At 44.0% G+C, this 15,957-nt stretch carries 11 protein-coding genes; 5 read left to right on the top strand and 6 right to left on the bottom strand.

All coding sequences use genetic code 11. The annotated features are described in order from the left end of the window. Positions 1-378: 378 nt before the first annotated feature. Genes rpiB through K9J17_01905 form a run of 4 tightly spaced genes read left to right on the top strand, consistent with a single transcriptional unit; the run spans position 379 to position 4,323 of the window. A complete protein-coding gene (gene rpiB, locus K9J17_01920) occupies positions 379-816 on the top strand; it encodes a ribose 5-phosphate isomerase B (GenBank protein ID MCF8275464.1) in 438 nt (145 codons plus the stop codon). Continuing rightward, complete coding sequence (locus tag K9J17_01915) at positions 810-2,381, top strand: M28 family peptidase (GenBank protein MCF8275463.1); 1,572 nt, start codon at positions 810-812, stop codon at positions 2,379-2,381. The genes rpiB and K9J17_01915 overlap by 7 nt, the downstream gene beginning before the upstream one ends. Further along, complete coding sequence (locus tag K9J17_01910) at positions 2,378-2,977, top strand: DUF445 family protein (protein MCF8275462.1); 600 nt, start codon at positions 2,378-2,380, stop codon at positions 2,975-2,977. Before K9J17_01915 ends, K9J17_01910 begins: the two co-directional genes overlap by 4 nt. 47 nt (positions 2,978-3,024) lie before the next feature. Next, the gene (locus K9J17_01905; GenBank protein MCF8275461.1) at positions 3,025-4,323 is read left to right on the top strand and encodes an alpha/beta fold hydrolase; all 1,299 of its coding nucleotides are present in this window, start codon (positions 3,025-3,027) and stop codon (positions 4,321-4,323) included. Positions 4,324-4,325: 2 nt separating this feature from the next. Here K9J17_01905 and K9J17_01900 read toward each other — a convergent pair whose 3' ends face one another. The 5 genes from K9J17_01900 to K9J17_01880 all read right to left on the bottom strand — a co-directional run bounded on the left by K9J17_01900 (position 4,326) and on the right by K9J17_01880 (position 12,172). Continuing rightward, positions 4,326-6,017 (bottom strand): AarF/ABC1/UbiB kinase family protein, encoded by a 1,692-nt coding sequence (locus tag K9J17_01900; protein ID MCF8275460.1) that lies wholly within the window; start codon positions 6,015-6,017, stop codon positions 4,326-4,328. A gap of 131 nt (positions 6,018-6,148) precedes the next feature. Beyond that, positions 6,149-10,342: a hypothetical protein gene (locus K9J17_01895; protein MCF8275459.1), complete on the bottom strand. Its 4,194-nt coding sequence runs from the start codon at positions 10,340-10,342 to the stop codon at positions 6,149-6,151. 14 nt (positions 10,343-10,356) lie between these two features. After that, on the bottom strand, positions 10,357-10,935 hold the full coding sequence (locus tag K9J17_01890) for a hypothetical protein (protein ID MCF8275458.1): 579 nt from the start codon (positions 10,933-10,935) through the stop codon (positions 10,357-10,359). 24 nt (positions 10,936-10,959) lie between these two features. Next, the gene (locus K9J17_01885) at positions 10,960-11,361 is read right to left on the bottom strand and encodes a hypothetical protein (protein MCF8275457.1); all 402 of its coding nucleotides are present in this window, start codon (positions 11,359-11,361) and stop codon (positions 10,960-10,962) included. 475 nt (positions 11,362-11,836) lie between these two features. Next, positions 11,837-12,172: a hypothetical protein gene (locus tag K9J17_01880; protein MCF8275456.1), complete on the bottom strand. Its 336-nt coding sequence runs from the start codon at positions 12,170-12,172 to the stop codon at positions 11,837-11,839. A gap of 277 nt (positions 12,173-12,449) precedes the next feature. On the opposite strand from K9J17_01880, the gene K9J17_01875 reads away from it, so the two are divergent. Next, positions 12,450-13,457, top strand: coding sequence for a M42 family metallopeptidase (locus K9J17_01875; GenBank protein ID MCF8275455.1), 1,008 nt, complete (start codon positions 12,450-12,452; stop codon positions 13,455-13,457). Here the strand turns inward: K9J17_01875 and K9J17_01870 are convergent. Further along, complete coding sequence (locus K9J17_01870) at positions 13,454-15,412, bottom strand: hypothetical protein (GenBank protein MCF8275454.1); 1,959 nt, start codon at positions 15,410-15,412, stop codon at positions 13,454-13,456. The genes K9J17_01875 and K9J17_01870 overlap by 4 nt on opposite strands. Between the last annotated feature and the right edge of the window lie 545 nt (positions 15,413-15,957).

Here is a 15,957-nt window from a genome sequence, read left to right as displayed (position 1 = left end):
CTTTAGATAACACGAAATGAACAACAATAATTGAGTTAAGGTTCCATAAAATGAGGTGATTAGACAGTTATGCACGGTTTGTGGATAACGCTGATCGTTGGTAATTGATGTGTGAATTAGATGTACTACAAAGGATCACGATCGTTGAAATTTGCCCGATCATTTTATTTGGATTATCCAATGTTTTGCCCAACTGCGATTTAAGAACGGATAAGACAAACTTTTATTTGAGAAGATGTTGACAACCAAATTAGTTTTACAGAGAATGACCGTGAATAAGTAGGAAGTTTGGAAAAGCGGCTGAAACGCCTGCTGTCATTCAGAAAAAGATTAAAAATTGAAGAAATCACCTAAACGGTTACTAACAACAATAAACGGATGAAACACATTGCTATTTCTTGCGACCACGCTGGATTTGAACTGAAGACGCGAATCAAGCAAGTATTGATACAAAAAGGTTATGATGTAAAGGACTTTGGTCCAAGTACAGATGATAGAATGGATTATCCAGATGCGATACATCCATTGGCCAAAGCCATTGATTCGGGTGAAATATCTTTGGGAATCATTATTTGTGGTAGCGGAAATGGTGTGGCAATGACGGCCAATAAATACCCGAATGTACGAGCGGGAATTGCTTGGACACCAGAGTTGGCAGAGCTTACGCGTCAGCATAACGATGCAAACGTGTTGTCTTTACCAGCACGATTCATTTCCGAACAAGTCGCTCTTGATTGCGTGGATAAATTTCTGACCACTGATTTTGAAGGAGGAAGACACGCAACTCGAGTAGAAAAAATTGCAATACCATGCTGAGAACGGTTCTAACATTCGCATTCGTTTCGGGCTGGTTTTATGGCTTCGCGCAGCAGGACGAACTGCAAATGAAATACGCAGAAACCATCACGGCTAAAGACCTGAAATCCCGTTTGGAAATCATTGCTTCTGACGATTTTGAAGGACGCGAAACGGGACAACCAGGTCAGAAAAAAGCGGCTGAATACATTAAAAGCCAATTTCAGGAGTTCGGTTTTCAGCCGATAAAAGAAATAGGAGGATATTTCCAACCGTTCAAACTTCAGTTGACCTATCCGGATACGGTTAAATTGGTGGTTGGTACAGACACGCTGAAGTTCCTTAAGGACATGTATTATTTTCCTGGATTTGGTGACATGCTCATCAAAACCGAAAACCTGATGTATTTAGGTTACGGAATAGATGCTAAGAAGTACAGCGATTATAATGGTGCTTCGGTTAGCGGTCGTGTGGTGATGATATCTGGCGGTGAGCCAACAGACAAAAAAGGCAATTCGTGGGTTAGTGGAACCAAGGAGAAAAGTGACTGGACGGTTGATTGGACCAAGAAAATTGAGTTGGCGCAATCAAAAGGAGCAAAAGCCCTGCTTATCGTTGACAACAATTTTACTTCGTCAGTTTCGCAGTTTGGCAGGTATATAAAACGGCCAGATTTGCAATTAGGAGATGCTTCTGTCGCACCAGAAGGAATTCCGTTGATTTATATAAGTTCGAAAATGGCGAACCGCATTTTGAATGGTGCTGGAATTAAAGGAGGACACCAAAAATTGGACGATAAAATCAACAAGAAAGGAATTCCGCTAAAAGAGGAGCTCAATGTATCTGTAACGATTGATGTAAAGAAGAACAGGGAAGAATTGACCTCGGAAAATGTGTTGGCTTATTTGGAAGGAACGGAAAAGCCAAACGAATTAGTGATAGTTACATCGCATTATGATCATCTTGGCAAAAAAGGAGATGATATTTATAACGGAGCTGATGACGATGGGTCGGGAACCAGCTCGTTGATTGAGTTGGCGCAGGCATTTTCGCAAGCAAAAAAAGATGGAAACGGACCGAAAAGAAGCATGCTTTTCATGACTGTTTCTGGAGAAGAAAAAGGGTTGCTTGGTTCTGAGTTTTACACCGATCATCCCGTGTTTCCATTGGAAAACACGGTTGCGAATCTGAACATCGATATGATCGGACGGATTGATGAAAACCATGCACCAGACAGTAATTATGTTTACATCATTGGTTCAGACAAACTCAGCACCGAACTGCATGCGCTGAGCGAAAAAACAAACTCAAGCTACGCTGGAATCGAGTTTGACTACACGTATAATGACGAGAACGACCCGAATCGATTCTATTATCGCTCCGATCATTACAATTTTGCCAAAAACAAGATTCCTGTCATTTTTTATTTCACCGGAGTTCACGAAGATTACCATCAGACGACAGACACGGTTGATAAGATCATGTTTCAGAAAATGGAGAAGATTGCCCGACTCATATTTCATACAGCATGGGAAATTGCCAATCGTGATGAGCGTTTGAAAGTGGACGTAATACCTACAGAATGATTTACACTCTCCCGTTTATAGCGGCCCTAGTGGGTTGGTTTACCAACTACATAGCGGTGAAAATGCTTTTTCACCCTCAGAAACCCGTGAATATTCTAGGGATTTATACGTTACACGGAATCTTCCCGAAAAACCAGAAACAGGTTGCTGAGAAAATTGGGAAAATGGTGGCAGAAGAACTACTGTCTTCCGAGGATCTGAAAGAGAAGCTCAACAACCCAGAGAATATCTTATCTATAAAGGAGCTGGTGGAAGTAAAGATTGATTATTACCTCAACGTCACGTTTCCAAAGAATTATCCTATAACTGCGGCCCTGGTTGGCGATAAGCGTAAAACCAAGTTTAAAGATACGGTGATGGAAGAGGTAGAGGAATCTGTTCCTGCTATGATTGACCACTACTTATCAAACATTGAAGAGAGGTTTAATGTGGAGCACATCATTAAAGAAAAGGTGAACAATCTACCCGCAGACCGACTCGAAAATCTGATAATGATGCTTCTCAAAAAGGAGTTTAAGTTTATCGAGTATATCGGAGCCGTAATCGGTTTTCTTATCGGCTGGATTCAGGTAGTTATGGTGATGATGGGGTCCTAATTCAAACCATATTGAATTACATTAGTGGTTCTTAAAACTGTAGCGCCATGAAAAAAGCTCTTCTATTAGTTTTTGCGGTTTCCTTTGGCTTGTCATCATGTAAAAAGGACGATGAAGTTATCGGTAATCCGCCCTCAGCTTGCGACACATCTTTTTACCCAATAATCATGTGTCATGGATTTTTGGCTTCTGGAGATACCTATGCCAGTCAAGTGAAGCGATTTGCACAGAGTAATTACTGTGGAAATAGCACTTATGTGTTCGACTGGAACTCATTGGGAGGAGGCTCATCTGTTGATGCGCTGGATGATTTCATTGATAATGTGCTGTCTTCTACAGGAGCATCGAAAGTTGAACTTGTAGGACATAGTGCAGGAGGAGGATTAGGATACGACTATCTTGCAGATGCCGCACGAGCTGCAAAAGTGGCGCATTATGTCCATCTGGCTAGTAATCCGAAATCAGGACCAGCGGGTCCAAATGCAGAAATTCCAACCCTAAATATTTACTCGCCTTATGATGCAATCGTGTCTGGTGCTGATATTCCAGGAGCCACGAATGTGTCTCTTGCTTTAAAGGATCACTATGAAGTAGCCACGTCTGAAGAGACATTTTCAGAGATGTTCGAATTTTTTAGAGGAATTGCCCCAAGTTCCACGGCAATTGTATCTGATGGAAAAAGAATGGTAGCCGGCAAGGTGCTAACTCTCGGAGAGAATGAAGCATTGGTAGGGGCAATTGTGAATATCTATGAATTGAACTCAGCAACAGGAGAACGATTGAACGAAACTCCAATCAACACGTACACAACAAATTCTGAGGGAAAATGGGGAAGTTTCAATGCCAAGGAAAGCGTTCATTATGAATTTGAAGTCATTTCTGCGAATCCAGCAGATCGAAAACTCCACTATTACCGTGAACCATTTTTAACATCAGATGCATTAGTCTATCTGCGGGCTTTTCCGCCAGCAAACACATTAGCCGGGACTCTTCTTGCTAGCCTCCCTTCAGATGATAATCAAGCTGTTGTTATTTCGTTTACATCAAGCCAAGCAGTTATTTACAATCGAGACGAAATGACAGTGGAAGGATATGATCTGAGCACACAGGAGTTCGCTTCTGAAAGCAACACGACCATCGCTTATTTCCTTTATGATGATGGTAATGAGCAAACAGACGAAACCTCGGTTGGGCTGTTCAGCTTTACTTCGTTCTTAACCGGGGTGGATGTTTTCTTCCCGACAGACCAGCAAGAAACAATTGACTTGAATTTCAATCAACGTGAACTGCACGTTCCTAGTTGGCCTTCAGAAACCGATGGGGTAACAATCGCAGTATTTGATTAATGCTATTTGTACTTCCTCCTACGAATAATAGAGTAGAAGAGGAGAAGCATTAGAATGCCCGCGCACCAAAGGCCGTAAACGCTTATTTCTGGCAACCCATAGATGTAGCCGATACGATCACCCCAGTCGACTGTCATTGTGATGGCAGAACCGATAATAAAGGCCATGATCAGGAATGTGATGGCCATTCGGTTAGCAATGCTGTCCATTTTCTTGAGCAGGTAGCCGTAGCCCTGTAGCTCAACCTCAAAATGGATTTTTCCATTTCTGGTTTTATCCAGGATTTCGCGCACGTCTTTTGGGAAAGATGTGAGGAACGCATTAATGGATGTGAAGCGTTGATTCACATCATGCCAAATATTCTGAGGAGAATACTTCTCCTTCATCAACTTCAGTCCGTACGGACGGATGAAGTCGTAGGTATTGAAATGTGGGTGAATGGTTTTCCCAATTCCTTCAAGAATCGCAAAGGCCCGAAAAATCAAGAAAATATCGCCAGGTACACGGATCTGGTGGTCGAACATTATTTTCTGAAGACGCTCTACCGTTTCTGCAATGCTTGCCTCGTCAACATTTAAAGAGGCAAAATCCTCAATCAGCTCATTCAATTCATATTCTAACTGACGCATGTCGGTAATTCCATGGTCAATGGCCAAAACCTTCAGATTACTCGCCATTTTGGCGGGATCATGTTCTGCCATTCCCACAAAAATTCCAGCAAATGCGTATTTATCCTTACGCATAAGCGTACCCACCATCCCAAAATCGAGCAAGCAGATTACACCATCCTTGCGAACCAAAACATTCCCCGGGTGTGGATCGGCATGGAAAATACCGAACTCAAATATCTGGGTCAGATAGATGTCCATTCCATTTTCTGCCACCTTGCGCGGATCTAAACCCCAGGCCTTTATTTGGGCAACATCAGAGATCTTACATCCACCAACGAATTCCATCACCATCAGTTTTTCCGTACTGTATTCACGAAAAGCCGCTGGAATAATGAAGTTCTTATAACTCTTATAAAGATTTCGGAAACGATCTAAGTTGCGGGCCTCGGTTCGGTAGTCGAGTTCCTTATGCATACTTCGCTCAAACGAACGGACCATGTCCATCGCGTTAAGAACTCCTTGCTTTTTCAGGTATCGATCAGCACGGTTCACGCCATCTGTAAGAATCGCAAGATCACGGTAGACCAATTCTTTCACTCCTGGCCGTTGGATTTTTACAACGACTTCTTTACCAGAATGCAAGCGTGCCTTATGAACCTGTCCAATGGAAGCAGTTGCTAAAGGCTTTTCGTTAAAAACCTGAAAAACGTCTTCTAACTTCTTGCCTGTTTCACGCTCAATGGTGGCTTTTATTTCTTCAAAAGGAACAGGAGGAACGTTGTCCTGCAACTTCTCAAGTTCAAGAATGAGGGGAGCAGGAAGCATGTCTGGTCGGTTACTGAGAACCTGCGCCAACTTGATGAATGTTGGACCTAATTCTTCGCAGACCATGCGAATACGCTCCCATCTTGTGTACTGAAAAACGGGTTGTCCTTGGCGTGTCCAAGAAATACGGCCTTTCTCAGAAACGAAGTTTCGTAAAGTGGAATTGGTCACCACATCTTCAAAGCCATATTTAACCAGGACCGCGATGATTTCGCGGATACGGTTAATGTTCTGGAAGGTCTGGCCGTCAAATATCATGTTAGCGAACGCTAAACAGCGAATGTACTAAATAGGCAGGCATGCCATTAAACAAAAACACCCCAACCATTTGGTCGGGGTGTTTTATTGTCGCTCCTATTTCTGTGGACAGTCATTTTTAAACTTGGTATCTATGGACTATCAACCTTTAGGTTACCACCATTCTGCACTTCTACTATAATGGTGGATGGAGGGCCGTTCTCATTTATTTTGATGATGTTACACTCAGCAAACTGTCCGGTTGTGATGATCGGATACCTCGGTGCGGCAGGAATGATAACATCTACAGTTATATCTGGCACCCCACCGCAATCCCAATTAAGCGCGTTCAGCCAATCGTTAGAGACCATACCTGTCCACGTTCTGTGACTGGCTGTAATTGTTGCTGGAACGACATTGAGTGTGATTGAACTGCTATTCAAAGGATTAGGATTGCAGCCAGTACCAGAAGTTACTTGACACCTGAACCTGTATTGATCAGACAAAGGCACAGCAGTAGACGTAGAGATCGTTATGTTCGGGCTTGTCGCTCCGCTGTAACTGAATCCGTTTGCAGGAGAGTTGGTGGCCACGTTGAACCAGTTGGTTCCATTTGTTGAGTATTGCCATTGGTAAACCAGTCCAGTTCCTCCAGAAACCGAAATGGACGTGCTATGAGTTTGACCAGCACAGATGGTTGTACCAGTTGGCTGCCCAGAGAGGGTTGGATCAAGCACTACGCTGACCACGGTGCTTCCGGTAGCAGCACAACCTTTGGCGTCTGTTAAGGTGACCGAGTATGTTCCAGACATTCCAGTTGTGCTTGATGTGCGGTCAAGCGGGCTTCCTGAGCCAGTATAACCACTTGGACCCGACCAACTGTATGTATATGGAGTTGTTCCTAAAGCGCCACCTCCCGTTAAGGTTAACGTAGGGCCCTCACAAATTGGGCTGTTATTCGTTGGCGCAACAGTTGGATTCGGATTTATGGCTATTGTGATTGGATAACTTGCACTTACGCACCCGTTTCCGTTACGCAGGCTAAGGGTTCCGTTATACACGATTTGTGTTGTTGCCGAACCAGCGTTTGCTGGAACGTTCACTACGATTGGCGAGGTAGTCAATGATGTGTACGCAACATCAATGAATCCAGCGGTATTTGCACCCGCATTAAAATCAATTGTATATTCAATTGGATTGTTCAACGTGGCCGAATAACCAAGCCCCACCGTCTGTGCGCTATTGCTTCTGCAAGCCTCTGGCATTGGATCGAATGTGATAGTGGGCAAGGGGTTAACGGACCACGTATAGCTGTTCTCCACATATGGAGTACAGCCGTTTCCAGTACATGAACGACTAACTCTGATTGTAACAACGGATGCCCCGACAGGAGCAGTGATGTTTGAGTTAGAAGTGTACGGAAGCCAATCTGCCCCCCCGTTAGTGGAATATTCGTATAGGTCTGCGCAACCAGTCCCGTTCGATCCCGCTGTAATAACCGCTTTCACAATACTTCCTTCACAAACCGAGGCAACATTCGGATTAGGGGCTATAGTTGGAGCTGATGGATCCTCCTCCACCGTAATTGTCGCGAAAACAGGTCGACTCCAACCGCAGCACTCGTGTCGTTCACGGTATCTGACAATGTACGTTCCGGCCGTTGTGAATGCACTGGTCGTTACAGATCCTGTACTATAACTGAATGTGGGGCTGGACGGAGTAGTGGTATAAATTAGCAACTCCTGTTCTTTACGGGAATTTCCCCCTGGATTAAATGTGTTTGCAATAGAAAGGGTTGTTGTACCACCGACACAAATGGTTGACGGACTGGCCGACACGGTTGGCAACGTTCTATTAAAAAGTGATGTAGGCGCCACATTCAGGAAGTCATTGAAGACAACAGAATTGGCAGTTATATCATATTTTCCAGCAGTGTTTGTGGTCACAACTGCAGTATTTGTTGTGTTTGAGTAGCTACTAGTGCTTGATGTAATGTCTTTAACATAAGTCAGACCAGAAGGCAAGGCCCAGTTGCCAGCGTTCTTGGTCATGGAAATTTCTGAGTTGATACAATATACACCAGGCATGTTTCCCCTTGTGGCACCATTATTTAAGTTAATCGTTGGTACGTAAGCAATTGTTGCCGTGTTGCTAGAGGTAACGCCATCCACAACTGTATTGGCCGTTGTGCCATTCGAACCATCCCTACCTCTACCTCCATCACCACCATATCCTCCGTTGCCCCCATTACCAGAACACCTTTGTCCAGCGGCACAGTTATTACAGCTACCGTTAGACTTTCCAGTGTTTCTACCGGTGCTTGGGGCTGTTTCCCCAGCGGCTCCAGCACCCCCTGTTCCTGCTGTACCTATTGCAATGTTTAACTCTGTGACACTTACGCCCGTGGTTGAGTTATCTCGCCACATACCGAATACACCACCACCACCAAATCCGCCAAGGCCTCCAGCTCCACCTTTGCCACCGTCGCCTCCGGTGCCACCGGTCTTACCGTCACAGTTAACACAGCCGATTCTACCACCGCGAGAACCACCACCACCACCGCCATGTCCACCACCACCACCACCACCACCACTATCTGCCTGGCCACCAGGAGTATAAAAAGCCGTATTACTAACTGCTGGCGCAGTAGGTCTGTTGTTAGCTGCCCAAGCCCCCCCTGGGGCACCGTTCCCGCCAGCAGTACCGTTACTTCCATTACAGCCCCCTTTTGAACCAGGACAGCCACCAGAAGTGCTCCCGCAAACATCTGATCCAGTGCCTGCAGTTCCCCCTCCTCCTCCGGTAAGACCTGTTGGCTGGGTTCCAGCAGAACCAACCGTTCCATTAGATCCGCCACCAGGGTTTCCGTTTCCATTGGAACCACTACCACCACCGCCACCAGTTGTGGCACCATTGCCCCCGTTATTAGCATTTCCGGAACCGGCTGTGCCGTTGCTCCCTTTTCCTACTGTCATATTCACTCTGTTGATGGTGTAGTTAGAGCTACTGTTTACGATGTGGAATCCGTAGTTGCTTACCCCCCTTCCGCTAACCGAGGTGCCAGTGGCATTGTTGGTTACAAGGCTAATGTCTTGAATTGTCCAATTGCTAGTTCCATTGCTATACACGGCAGTGAGGTTTTTGACATTGTTGTTTTCTGTGCGCACAGCTGCTGTAGAAAAGGTGAGCGTGGTCTTGTTAGCAGCGGCCGAAGATTTGTACCAGTCTGTATTGCCCGTACCGGGAACATACCCGCCCTCTATTGTGGTATAAGGCTTCATTACCCATGTTTGGGTTTCAGTGTTAGCGCCCTTTGCCACCTTAATTGTCTTGAGCGTGCTGTTGTTAGATGCAATGTCGCTCAGGGCCTTGGTAACGGTCTTGTATGGTGTATTAGGCCGCATGGTGTTGCCGTCATTACCGTTGACCGGGTCAACGTATATGGTTTCACATGTTGGTAAATTGCAGGTTGCGTTGCTTGGCGCAAGCACGGTTACAGTAATAGTTGCCGAATTAGCCACGTAAGGGGCCGACCAATTGGCGCTACAGCCGCTACTTGCCTGTAATCGATAATATGTTACAATACCCGAAGCGGTAGCATTGACGGTTGTAAACGAATAATTTGCGCTGGTTGCTCCAGCGATAGTATTCCATGTGGTACCGTTGGAACTGCTCTGCCATCTGAACCATCGGCCAACCTCTTGTCCGTTATCAACATTAGTAACTCCGCTGAACGTAAGTGGCACACCTGGACAAACGGTGTAAGTACTACCATCAGATGTGATATTGGTTGTGAATGTTGGAGCGGCTGCCCAGCTCCAGTACACATCTACTTTAACACCGTAACTGTTGTTATTATAAAAAAAGCCGTATTCGTTGAATTGACATGGAGACCCGGTTCTAAAGTTGATATTGCCAACCCTGGCACGGGCATCATAAGCGTCATCATTGTTTACACAACCAGTATTATAGTTATTATCGCTTCCGCAACCATCTTCTTCCCAATTGCGCAGATCAACATTCAATTGAGTAGCTGTGATATTAGTAAAATCATTAAGGTCATAATCGGCCACATTCCAAACACCACAACTTCGGGTTCCTGGATTTTGAGTGATAGCAGTGGCATTAAAGCTGCCTCCGCTGTGACCACCCCAAACCTCCCATCGAGGTTCAGGGTCGTTACAAATGCTGATAAAACAGCCACAGCACGCTCCAGAAGCATCACTACCACAGTCATAGCCATGGTTTAGCTGCGTAACATTCATAGAGGCGTTTACAGCCACCTGCGAGAACACGGAAGAAATGCCAAAGAGGAAGAAGAAAATAGAGATGTATGTCGTTTTCATGTATTGCATTTCCTTTATTTATTACAGCTAATATGGCCATTTGCTGATTGGGACATATTGTTTTCAATAAAGATATCAGCCTCAAAACCAGTCTCCGTTTTGACGAAATTATCCAGGCGAATTTGGTTGACGCAATCTTCGCATCCCTTAAGAATCATTGCTGCGGCAACAATGGCATTGCCCTCATAATTCCAAACAGCCTTTTGCTCAGGAAGCCTGTCATTTAGCCTAAAAATCAGCGTTTTTGAATCGGTAAAACGGAGTTGAAAGAAATCTATCTGTGGGACTAATAATTCGGTAGAATCGGGTTTTGTAATGAGTACATTTTGTAGACCCCAAGTGCCGTATAGAAAATCCGCTACTTCAATATTGTAATCATCGTAAGTGATGCTGATGTTGTTGGTGTCCAGGCCCAATGGACTAGGGTTTGTTGCGTCATCAGCAATTTGCTCATTAGCATAAGGGTTTATTTCATCTGTTGACTCTTGCTTTGCTTCATTGCTCTCTGTAGGTTTTACATCGTTGGTTTGTGCAACAGCTACCTGAAGAAATGAGCTCAACAGTAAAGTGGGTATGATTTTTACGAATGTCATTTTTCTATATGGCTAGTTTGGAGACTAATAAGGGATGATTTGTGGCTTGGATAAACCAAAAAACAAATACACTAGCTCAGCGGAGTAATTGAGCAAGGTTCTTTTAAAGTTTTTAAGTAACATTTCCAGAATTTGGAAAGACTGGTCTACAGAAACAAGGTTCAAACATTGAAAAACCTCAGCTGGCAACTCAGAAAGATTTTGGTTTTGGAGGTTAAGACTTTCAACGTCAGGGCCAAACGTAATTGGTTCTGCGGGTTTGGACTGGATGCCTTGAATTGCCTTCAGGTAACTTTGGTCTGGATGAGGTTCTTGTGCCCAAACGCTGTCATAGTAAAAACATAATATCACAGAAAGAAAGAATGCCGAAGTGAATTTATTTATCATGTTGCGAAATACTTGTAACAATATACGTAAAATTTTCATACTCGTTATTTGCTTTGAACCTTACGAAAACACCACCACACTTGACGAAAACATTTTTATCAGGACAGGATCAGAACCTTTGTTGTCCCGCTAAACATGAATTTGCACATGGTACTAAATGTAAACAACGCAAAAAAATCACCATTTTCGCACAAAAAACACAAAAAATTGTATTTTCCATTGCGTCAAATAAATTTGTTAAAAACTGTTCAGGTGACCAATTACCGTAACAAATTCCATAATCAAGGCTGGAAAATGAAGCAATCTGCATTTCAGTTTCAAACAACGTTGGCTAATGTAGTTGCCAACTTGGAATGTTGTTCTTTCCCAACTTGAGAATTGGCAGCTAAATTTAAGTTTTAGAATTTAAGGTAAAAGGCCATTAAATGACAAAAAAAAGCGCCCAAACATCGTGTTTGGGCGCTTACTAACAAACATAGAAGCAAGACGGCTAAATCTTGCTTCAACGGTTCAATTAAGCTTTAACAGCAGCTTTTGGAGCTGCAGCTTTAGCTGAAGACTTTCCAATTTTGCTTTCCAAGTCAGCAACTTTTGATTTAAGGTCAGCAAGAATTTCTTCTTCTGTTTTCTTAACGATACCAACTTTTTCTTTGATCTCAGCATATTTTGCTTCGAACTCTTCTTTACGAGCTTCTGTTTTCTCGAAAAGCTCATCAACCATTTTCTTACCTTCTACATCAGAGATCTTACCTTTCTCGATAAGCTCTTTTACAGATTGCTCGAATTTTGTAGATACTTCAGCAGCTAAATCAACACCAGCGTAAAGGAATTTTTTGAATGCGTCTTCCATAATATTTGTTTTTAGTTGTTTGTGAATTAATGTTTGACGATGGGCAGTAGGCAATTACCATGCACAAGGCCATGCCATCCAGAAGTTACGAAACGTAAAAACGCGCTGAAAGCCTTGTAAACAAAGGGATTCAGAAAAAGTCAGCGTGTCTTGCCACTAAATAGTGCCAAAAAACGCGATTACTGACAGGTCTGACAGAGGGTGAATTGGACATTCATTTTCGGGTCGTGATGTCAGGTCTGTCAGGTTTTTCTTTCTTTGAGCCAAAGACCAAAACATGAACCATTACGACAAGTTGAGAGAATTGGTGGAGATAGATTCGCCAACGGGATTTACCACCAATGCTTGCAAATATATTTTCGATTATTTCCATTGCTTGGGCTACTCACCAGAGTATACCAATAAAGGAGCAGTGAAATGTTCGCTGGGATCAAACCCGACCATTGCCATGGCAGCACATGTCGACACACTTGGTGCCATCGTTAGCGGCATACAAAAGGACGGACATCTCAAGTTTTCCCTTTTGGGCGGATTGTCTCTCAACGGATTTGAAGGCGAATATTGTCGGATTCATACTCATAGCGGAAAGGTTTATTCAGGAACACTTTTACTGAAAGACCCATCTGTGCATGCAAATAAGGACACGAACACTAAACAGCGTTCGTTAGAAAACATGTTCATCCGTTTGGACGAGGAGGTTTCGTCAGCTGATGACGCGAAGCAGCTCGGTATTTCCAATGGTGATATCATTGCGTTCGACACTAAGTATCAGGAGCTTGAAAGCGGATACATCAAAAGTCGGTTCATGGACAACAAAGCCGGATGTTTTGTTTTGATGGAGGTGGCCAGACGACTGAAAGAATCAGGAAAAAGCGCACAGGTTGAGCTGTTCTTCAGTAATTACGAAGAGGTTGGTCATGGCGGCACTTGTGGATATGCCCCAACAATCCAAGAACTGCTAGTCATAGATATGGGTGTGATTGGGGATGCTTGCGAGGGCAAAGAAACGGCCTGTTCTATCTGCGCTAAGGATTCTAGCGGCCCATATGATTATGAATTCCGTAAAAAGCTTGTGGAGCTAGCGGAGAAGAATAAGATTGCTTACGCAGTAGACATCTATCCATATTATGGCTCTGACGGCTCAGCCGCACTTCGTGCAGGTAATGATTTCCGAGTTGGTCTTATTGGTCCTGGAGTGGCAGCATCGCACGGTATGGAGCGAACGCACAAGAAAGGAGTGGAGGCTGCTGTGGATTTGTGTTTGGCTTATCTTGAAGCAAACTAGTTGTTATTCATGATTATATAATTAACGCGCATACTGGTCAATCCCCACGTACTTCCAGAGCTGTCTATTCTTCTTATGAATATGTCCATTCTATCAGTGGAAAAATTCTGCAAACTAACAGCAAATTCATCATCGTAAGTATTATTCCCGGAATCAACAGTCAGCATAATGGTCTTATTCGTACCGCTGGGGATTCCCAAAGTGCTGAATAGCACTTGAATTTCTAAGTGACCGGACCCAAATCCGTCCCAAGAACACACAGAACATTGATCTGCGTTACTATTTCCCACTAGGAACGATCCGTGAAAAACATCTTTGATGTAGGTGCCTTGATTTCCGATTCTGGTTCCGTTAGCAGCTTCAATGGTCAGGTAATCGTCCGCTGTTTCCTGAAGATAAACGTAGCTAGCGTCTCCAAAATACAGTGTTCGCAAAGTAGAGGCGTCTACACCGATTTTCATATCTCCGTCAACATGAAGCTTACGTTCAGGGCCAGCGGTACCAATTCCCACATTACCATCTGCATTTTTTAAATAAATGGCATTGGTAACCGCAGTTGAACCGATCCTGAAATCGCGGTCCTTTGTTTCGAGGTTGTTTATTCCAGCATATGCGCCCAAATTCATCATGGCGTAAACGTCTGAAGTGGTACCCCACGCAATTCGAGGACCAGCACCATTTGCCGCATCCACATCAATCATGTAAGAACCATTACTTCTAATTACTCCATTCACTTGGAGTTTTTGGTTGGGGTCGTCTGTAGCAACCCCCACGTTCCCATCTGGTTTAATGGTCAAAGCGGTGCTTGATGAAAGGTTATTCCAACTTGGAGCAACCTTAAATCTATTTCCATGGTCATTATCCACTCCCATAGACCAACCTGCCTCTCCCGAAATATCCATGGAGAAAAAAGGATCGCCAGCTGAAGAACCAGCTACGCGAGTCATGATGATAGCATCGTTTGATACCGCGTTGGTAGGATTTGATGCAACAATGGAATTGGCATCCGGATTACCCGAGCCTGATGCGCCAACCTCTAAAGGAGATGATGGGTTTGATAAAGCACCTACCCCTATTCCAACACGCCCATTCGTGTAGATCCAATCGTTGATGCCTGTGGGTGTATTGGTAGATAGCACCTGATACCAATCATCATCTGCAAAGGCCGAAGCCGGACCGAAAGCCCCTGTGCCTAAAAGCACATCTGTTGTGCTTCCCGTAAGTGGTCTTTTGCCTAGAACCCCCGCTGCATTTGAAAGCACTACCGCACTGTTCGCATCTGCAAGATTGTTCACCCGAACCCGACCATCGGATTGAATCACCATTCTTTCATTTGCACCATCTGTTCTCAGTGAGATTTCCTTTCCAGCAGCACTTTCCAGCCCTAAATACCCGGTGTTGTCCGTAAAAATGTAATTTGAAACACTTTGCGATGTCAACTCAATGGCGGCATCTTGGTTATCGGTGTTCTCAACCTCAAGAGCAGTCCAACCGGCTCCAGAGATCTTCATTCTCCTATCTGGTGAGGTTGTTCCAACTCCAATGTTCGAAGCCACGGTCAAAAAACCAGCCCCTTGAATCTCCACGTTTCCCGCATCAGCAGTGATGGTTCTTCCTAGGCCAGAACCACCCGCATCATATGCTGCATCAAGTGAGGTTCCTGTGGTAGTAGGAATTTGTTTCCAGATGTTTGTGTTTCCATCCCAATACCAATATGATTGTGTTGTAGTATCGAAAACAGTCATACCAGATAACCCGGTTGGAACAAAGGCAGTCCGCTCTGCAGATGTCATTCGAGGAAGCAACGCCCCCTTGGTGGCACTTGTAACATCTAGAATTGCATTTGAATTTGGGGCAGCACCAGTAGCGTTAATAGCAACTCCCGTTTGGGCGATTGAATCGGTAGAAGCTATTGCTAACACTGATAAGAGGATGAGGGATTTGAATCCGTTCATGTGTTTGCGTACAAATGGATAATCCCTGCAAAAGTAATGGCATTGTTTTTAACAAGTCTATCGTTTTTGGGCATTAGTCGATAATCGACTGCAATTCGACATTATTTGAAACTAAAAACATAAAGGGCGCTGTAGTTCGAAAATCAGCGAATGATTCGCTTTGGAAAACTAAATTCTCAACTAATTTGGGGATTTACAGTTGCAAGAAACAGCGCTAACAGTAAAATACGCTCAGCCACTTAGAAGACCAGAGGCAGTCTACTGAAGGCTCACAAGAAAATCAGCGCAGCGGTCAGCGGCATCATTATCAGACCGTTATCAACACCTCAAAAAAATCCTTTGGCTTAAAGTGAAGTAATTATAAGCTAATAATAAGCTACGGATGAAGTAATCAAAGCTACGGATGACCTAAACGAATCTCATCATAATATCATTCAATTCAGGGATGAAGTAACCCAATCCACATATGATATAGCGCAATCCACATATGATGTAGTTGAAAGTAGAGATGAAGTAACCCATTCTTCGGATGTTCTAGCCGAATA

This window comes from Flavobacteriales bacterium (genome assembly GCA_021739695.1).
Taxonomy (GTDB): domain Bacteria; phylum Bacteroidota; class Bacteroidia; order UBA10329; family UBA10329; genus UBA10329.
This window is presented reverse-complemented; position numbering and strand designations above follow the sequence as displayed.

Excerpts from the sequence above, each read along its gene's own strand:
- rpiB (MCF8275464.1), top strand. The coding sequence starts at position 379 with ATGAAACACATTGCTATTTCTTGCGACCACGCTGGATTTGAACTGAAG.
- K9J17_01915 (MCF8275463.1), top strand. The coding sequence starts at position 810 with ATGCTGAGAACGGTTCTAACATTCGCATTCGTTTCGGGCTGGTTTTAT.
- K9J17_01910 (MCF8275462.1), top strand. The coding sequence starts at position 2,378 with ATGATTTACACTCTCCCGTTTATAGCGGCCCTAGTGGGTTGGTTTACC.
- K9J17_01905 (MCF8275461.1), top strand. The coding sequence starts at position 3,025 with ATGAAAAAAGCTCTTCTATTAGTTTTTGCGGTTTCCTTTGGCTTGTCA.
- K9J17_01900 (MCF8275460.1), bottom strand. The coding sequence starts at position 6,017 with ATGATATTTGACGGCCAGACCTTCCAGAACATTAACCGTATCCGCGAA.
- K9J17_01895 (MCF8275459.1), bottom strand. The coding sequence starts at position 10,342 with ATGAAAACGACATACATCTCTATTTTCTTCTTCCTCTTTGGCATTTCT.
- K9J17_01890 (MCF8275458.1), bottom strand. The coding sequence starts at position 10,935 with ATGACATTCGTAAAAATCATACCCACTTTACTGTTGAGCTCATTTCTT.
- K9J17_01885 (MCF8275457.1), bottom strand. The coding sequence starts at position 11,361 with ATGAAAATTTTACGTATATTGTTACAAGTATTTCGCAACATGATAAAT.
- K9J17_01880 (MCF8275456.1), bottom strand. The coding sequence starts at position 12,172 with ATGGAAGACGCATTCAAAAAATTCCTTTACGCTGGTGTTGATTTAGCT.
- K9J17_01875 (MCF8275455.1), top strand. The coding sequence starts at position 12,450 with ATGAACCATTACGACAAGTTGAGAGAATTGGTGGAGATAGATTCGCCA.
- K9J17_01870 (MCF8275454.1), bottom strand. The coding sequence starts at position 15,412 with ATGAACGGATTCAAATCCCTCATCCTCTTATCAGTGTTAGCAATAGCT.